Below are 6337 nucleotides of genomic sequence, written 5' to 3' on the forward strand. Positions count from 1 at the left end.
AAACCCAAGGCAAGGGCTTGATGCCGGATGGAACGACCCGTTTCTCCTATAACGGCGAGCCTATTTATCACTATATGGGGACAAGTACTTTCAGCGAATACACGGTTGTCAACGAAATCAACTTGGTGAACATCGACAAGGAAGCGCCGCTCGATAAAGTCGCGTTGTTCGGTTGCGGAGTGACTACCGGCCTCGGTGCTGTCGAAAACACAGCAAAAGTCGAAGAAGGCGCAGTGACTGCAGTATTCGGGCTGGGAGCGATCGGCCTGGCCGTGATCCAAGGATTGAAAAAAGCCAAAGCCAAACGCATCATCGCGTTCGATATGAATCCCGACAAATGGGAACTGGCCCAAAAAATGGGGGCCACTGACTTCGTCAACCCAAGCGAGCATGACCGTCCGATCCAGGAAATCCTGATCGAAATGACCAACGGCGGCGTGGATTACAGTTTTGAATGCATCGGAAATGTCGAAGTCATGAAAGCAGCTTTGGAAGCTTGCCACAAAGGCTGGGGCGAAAGCATCATCATCGGTGTCGCCGGTGCCGGCAAAGAAATCCATACGCGCCCATTCCAATTGGTGACAGGACGCGTTTGGAGAGGGTCCGCATTCGGCGGTGTCAAAGGCCGCACGGAACTGCCAGGTATGGTGGAGGATTTCATGAACGGCGAAATCGATCTGGACAGCTTCATCACGCATCATCTGAATTTCACCGACATCAACGAGGCCTTCGATCTGTTGCACAAAGGGGAATCCATCCGCACCATCTTGACCTATGGAGAATAAATTTATGACAACAACCTTGATTGAAACACATAAAGCATTTGAGGGCGAACAAAGAAAATACCGTCACTATTCTGAAACACTGGATTGCGATATGGTTTTCAGCCTGTTCCTGCCGAAACAAACAGACAACAAGCCGACATCTTTGGTTTGGTGGCTTTCGGGATTGACTTGCACCGATGACAACTTCAGTCAAAAAGGCGCGTTCCAAAAATACGCAAACCAACACCAGCTGGCTGTCGCCATGCCGGATACTTCCCCGCGCGGAACGGATGTGGCGGATGACGAAAACTGGGATCTGGGCCAAGGCGCCAGCTTTTATCTGAATGCGACCCAGGAACCGTGGGCAAAAAATTATCGGATGTATGACTATTTGACGGAAGAACTGCCGCAACTTGTCCACAGTCTTATCCCCAATTTTTCAGAAAAAGAGAGCATCATGGGCCATTCGATGGGCGGACACGGCGCCTTGGTCATCGGATTGAAAAATCCGGCGCGCTACCGCTCCATCTCAGCCTTTGCTCCTATCCTGAATCCGTCACAGGTTCCCTGGGGCAAAAAAGCTTTCACTGCTTACTTGGGGCCGGATGAAAAAGATTGGGCAACGTGGGACGCGACCAGCTTGATCGCAAAAACTGCTGTCGCTCCGCCTATCCATATTTCTCAAGGGACCGCTGATGCTTTTTATGAAGTCCAACTGAACGAGGAAGCCTTCCTGGAAGCCGCTGCCGGCAAAAAAGTGAGCTACCAAAAACTCGATGGCTACGATCACAGTTATTTTACAATCGCTACCTTAATCGAGGAGCATTTGCAATTCCATAAAGACTGTTTGAAGTAGAAGCAGCAACCAAACGTATGCAAAAAGCCGATAAGGTCATGGATATTCCGTTTCCTTGTCGGCTTTTTTTATCGAGCAATCAGGCAACTATTTTTTCTTCTGGATCCCTTTCCGGGAAGCGGTCGGTTTGATCAGATTTTTCTTCAGCCATTCGTAGTAGTACATGTCCAGTACAACCGCAAAATCGGCCATCACATTGGAAATCGCGATATAGAGTTCTTCTTCGCTGTCCGCAAGATAGTCGGAAGCCTCCGCTGCGTCAAACATGCTTTCCACATCAAACTCCCGCCGGCCGAAAACTTTTTTGCAGCTTTTGTTTTCTTTCTGCAGATCTTTGTAATAGCGTTTCGCGCTCAGCTCATCATCATATTTCAATGAAAGCAAAATCAGCGGCAACAGCATTTGGGCGGATGTTTCGGGATAACGTTGATACAGCTCTTTGGCTTTTTCCAGTTGTTCCAACTGACAGTAGACACCCATCAGAATGTAGCGGGCTCCCATATTATCCCCCACACTCAACCGCAACATGTCTTCGTATTCCCTCGCGGCCGCTGTAAACATCCGGCGTTTCTGCAGTTCTTCGGCATACAGCGCCTTGACGCGCATGTAGGCCCTGGTTTCGACGATTCCCCAATAGTTTCCGATGGACTCTTCATCATCCAGACCGTGCTTTTGCATCACCGTCTTTCCGAACGCCTCCAGTTTCTTGATTTCATGGATGAATTCGAGTGACTCAGGGTTCAGTTGATAGAGTCTCGCTTCCAAATTATCCGGATCCAATTTCAAGGCACGCTCCAAAATAGCCGCGTATTCGCGTTCGGAAGTCGCAAACTCCAGCTTCTCCAACTCTTCGATCGCTTTCTCTGCATCGGTCAATTCTCCGGCTGTGAATGTTGCTCCCTTGGCACTGGCCTCGTTGGAAAGCTTCATGAATGCATCAATCGCTTCCTCCACAGAATCATATTCCTCGCCGTGTTTCTTTACGAAATTGTTCAACTGTTTCATCATCTTTTCCATTTCATCCATATAACCCCAACCTTCCCTATTGCTATCTACTAAGTATATTATACCCGCATTTTTATGGATCGCGTTAAAGGGAAAGGCATTCTAACCAGAAAAAGCTTCACAAGTTTACGGTTTTTTACGCTCATTGCGAAGGTGTATCAACGACGCGCGCTCAATTTTGGGTGCTCAACTCCGATGAGGGTGGCCTCGTCGGAGTTGAGCCTCCGTTTTCGAATCCCTTCTCCGGTGAGCGTGGCCTCGCCGGAGCTGAGATTCAGTTTTCGCCCCGCTTCTCCGGTGAGCACTTCCTCGCCGGAGCTGAGCCTTTGTTTTCGCTTCTTCGGTCACCGAAAATTAAGCAGTGACAAGCAAACCCGATACATCCTGCAACACAAAAACCCGTCCCCCGTTGTGAACGGCAGGACGAGCTGATTAAGGGAGAAGCCACAAAGATCAAGCGCGGACCAAAATCCGCTGCAGGAACCCTTTGGTGCGGGCTTCTTTTGGATTGCCGAAAATATCTTCAGGGGCGCCCTCCTCCACGATGACGCCCTGATCCATGAAGATGACGCGGTTGGCGACTTCTTTGGCAAAAGTCATCTCATGCGTGACGACGACCATGGTGGTGCCTTCCTCGGCCAGTTTGCGGATGACCTGCAGCACTTCGCCGACAAGTTCCGGATCCAAAGCCGAAGTGGGTTCGTCGAAAAGGATGACGTCCGGATTCACCGCCAAAGCGCGGGCGATGCCCACCCGCTGCTGCTGGCCTCCTGACAATTGCGAAGGGTAGTAAGCCAAGCGATCGCTCAGGCCGACTTTTTCCAAGGCGCGGATGCCGATCTCAACGGCTTCCTTCTTCGGCACTTTCCGCCCGATGATCAATCCTTCGGTGACGTTGTCCAACACCGTCTTGTTGTCGAACAGGCCATAGTTCTGGAAAACGAACGCCGATTTTTTCCTAACTGCAGTGATTTCCTTTTTGCTTGCTTTCGAAAATTCGGTCTGGATTTCATCGAAATGCAGGGAGCCTTCGTCGGCGCGCTCCAGGAAGTTGATGCAGCGCAACAAGGTCGTCTTGCCCGAACCGCTTGGGCCCAGGATCACGACGATGTCGCCTTTTTCGACTTCGATGTCCACACCTTTCAGCACTTCCGTTTCGCCGAATTTTTTATGAATATTCTTCAATGCCAGCATGGTACCGCTCCTTTCGTACGTCTTGAAAATACTCCGGCTGCTTATCATTTTCTGATTTTACCATAATTTTACGTCCGCGCTTGTAGAGGGACAAACGCTGCTCCAGCAGTTGGAAAAACACCTGAACGAGCGAGCAGAGGACGATGTACACAATGAAAATCACAAGATAGGACTCAAGATAGTTGTAGCCGAATGCAGCCTCCGTCTTGGCGATGGCTGTGATATCCTGGACCGACATCAGAAAAGCCAGCGAGGTCGATTTTAGCAGATTGACGGTGCTGTTGCACAAGTTGGGCGTTGCTGCCACCAGCGCTTGCGGAATCACGATCCGACGGTAGGCCTGAACCGGCAGCAAACCGATCGAAAGAGCCGCTTCAAGCTGACGTTTGTCGACCGTTTCGAGGGCTGAACGGAAAACCTCCGACAGGATCGCGATCGTATTCAAAGTAAAGACAATATAGGCGTAATAGATCGGATCGATGCCGAAGACGTCATACTCGAGTCCCCAATTTTTCACGAGAGCGTTCAACAGACTCGGGAACAGGCTGTACATAACCAAAATCTGGACGATCAAGGGCGTCCCACTGATGAAGGACACATAAATTTGGGAAATGCGGGCCAACACTTTGATATCGCGCTGTCTCGCCACCGCGATCAGGAAAGCGAACGGCAACGCGATGAGCAAGGGGATGAAGGTCAAGCGCAGCGTCGTCGGAATGCCCTGCAACACAAGGATCAGAATTTCCTGCACATAAAGTAAATCAATGGTCATGCGTCTTGCTCCTCTCTCCTATGCCGCACGCAGCGGTTGTTTTCCTGCCGATAATTTGTCTTCCGCCAGCTTGAATGCCTTCTCGATCGCCAGCGTCAGCAGCCAATAGATGCCCGCCAACGCGATGTACGTCTCGATCGAATAACCGCCCAGATTGCGCCCTATGATCAGCTGGCCTTTGCCCATGATGTCGACGATGCCGATGGTGTAGGCCAAAGCCCCCTCCTTCATCAACAGGATGAACGAATTGCCGAGGTTCGGCAACGCACTCACGAGGGCCTGCGGTAAAACGATCCTTCTGAACGCTTGCGCTTCGGTGAGGCCGATACTGAGTGCAGCCTCACGTTGCACTTTGGCAACAGCCTGGTAAGCCGAACGCATGATTTCCGAACAAGGCGCCGAGAACAAGAGCGACAGGGCGATGATGACAAAGTTGATGCGATTCCAGCTGTTGATGTCGATGTCGAAGACGCCCAACAGCACCTCCGGCAAGCCGTAAAAGACCAAGAACATCATGACGATCGAAGGCGTGCAGCGGATGATCCAGATATAGCTATGGACGATTGCCCGCAACCATTTCGAACCGCTGATCCTTGCCCAGGTCGCCAAGAAGCCCAAAAGCCCCCCGATCACGATCGTACCGATCAAAAATTGAAGCGTTACGCCCAACCCGGATAAAATTTCCGGCACGGCCTTCCAAATATAAGTGATGTCGAATGGACGATTCATCATGTAGCCTCCCTTTGTAGCTTTGTCTATCCTGTCCTCAGTGGCACTCCTATTGTTATTCTTTTACGTATTGGAATGTATTTTCGCCAAGGAATTCGATCATCAAATCATCGATCGTACCGTCTTCTTCCAATTGCAGGAAGGCTTCATCATACGCATCTGCCAGTTCCTGCTGTTCTTTGTTGAACAACGGCCAAGTCGGCAGCGCTTCGTAGACGAAGTAGGAGAAATCATCCTTGTACTGGCTGTATGGCGCGCCTTCCGCCAGCACATTCACTTCATAAGCTGTCTTGACGGCGAAGTAGCCATCATAGCGCCCTTCCAACAACCAAGTGTAGGCATCGGCGATTTCAAATGTATCTGCCGCAGTCAGTTCGATTGGTGTATCCGGATGTTCCGCATTGAAGTCCTCGATCACGTTGTACTGGGCATTATTCGGCGAAATCGGAACTAGGCTCTTGCCTGCAGCCGCAAACGACTCCAAGTCGGTGATTTCTTCGGCATCTTCCGAACGGATCAGCACGCCGATGCTGCTGGCGCCAATATAATTTTCAGGGAAGATGAACTTTTGAGCGCGCTCCTCTGTATACCAAGCGCCTTTTGTTCCGACATCATACTTGCCGGATTCGATCCCGATCAGCAGATCCTCGTCGGATGTCGGTACATATTCGAATTCATACTGCGGCAACAGCTCGTCGATGGCTTTCAAAACGCTGACTTCATAGCCAGTGGATTCGCCGTTCTCATCTACATAATTCATCGGTGCTGAACTTTGCGTATGCGCGACTGTCACTGTTGTCACTTCCACCGCCTCAGCTGCGGAACTGCTCGTTGCCTCACTCGTTGTTTCCGCATCCGTCTGGCCGCATCCGGCCAAAAATGCTGCCCCCAATAAACTTACTGTCGTCAATAATCTTGTTCTCTTCATATTCTACTCCTCCTGTGTTATCAATTATTTTAATGGTTCGTTGCTTTTGTGGTTGTCACGCTCACTTTTTGGGCGGCAGCGTTGATGCG

General features: G+C 50.6%; 6 protein-coding genes and 1 pseudogene. 2 read left to right on the plus strand and 5 right to left on the minus strand.

What is annotated here, in order from left to right; genetic code table 11:
• Together WBV27_RS03830 and fghA are read left to right on the plus strand one after the other, a co-directional pair.
• Positions 1–785, plus strand: a 785-nt coding sequence (locus tag WBV27_RS03830; protein ID WP_424199567.1) for a zinc-binding dehydrogenase, incomplete at its 5' end; no start/stop codon positions are given.
• A 4-nt stretch (positions 786–789) separates the two neighbouring features.
• Positions 790–1620: an S-formylglutathione hydrolase gene (gene fghA / locus WBV27_RS03835; RefSeq protein WP_424199569.1), complete on the plus strand. Its 831-nt coding sequence runs from the start codon at positions 790–792 to the stop codon at positions 1618–1620.
• Between the two features lie 87 nt (positions 1621–1707).
• Here the strand turns inward: fghA and WBV27_RS03840 are convergent, their stop codons facing one another.
• From WBV27_RS03840 to WBV27_RS03860, 5 genes and pseudogenes are all read right to left on the minus strand, one after another.
• Entirely contained in the window at positions 1708–2646 is a 939-nt protein-coding gene (locus WBV27_RS03840; RefSeq protein ID WP_424199571.1) for a hypothetical protein, read from the minus strand.
• 432 nt (positions 2647–3078) lie between these two features.
• Positions 3079–3819 (minus strand): amino acid ABC transporter ATP-binding protein, encoded by a 741-nt coding sequence (locus WBV27_RS03845; protein ID WP_424199573.1) that lies wholly within the window; start codon positions 3817–3819, stop codon positions 3079–3081.
• 88 nt (positions 3820–3907) lie between these two features.
• Positions 3908–4585 (minus strand): annotated as a pseudogene (locus tag WBV27_RS03850) (amino acid ABC transporter permease); the annotation flags it as partial.
• 24 nt (positions 4586–4609) lie between these two features.
• Positions 4610–5320 carry an amino acid ABC transporter permease gene (locus tag WBV27_RS03855; protein ID WP_424199575.1) on the minus strand — a complete coding sequence of 237 codons (711 nt, stop codon included), beginning with the start codon at positions 5318–5320 and terminating at the stop codon, positions 4610–4612.
• A 55-nt stretch (positions 5321–5375) separates the two neighbouring features.
• Entirely contained in the window at positions 5376–6248 is an 873-nt protein-coding gene (locus tag WBV27_RS03860; RefSeq protein ID WP_424199577.1) for a transporter substrate-binding domain-containing protein, read from the minus strand.
• Positions 6249–6337 lie beyond the last annotated feature (89 nt).

Source organism: Trichococcus sp., assembly GCF_049589555.1.
In the GTDB taxonomy this organism is placed as follows: domain Bacteria; phylum Bacillota; class Bacilli; order Lactobacillales; family Aerococcaceae; genus Trichococcus.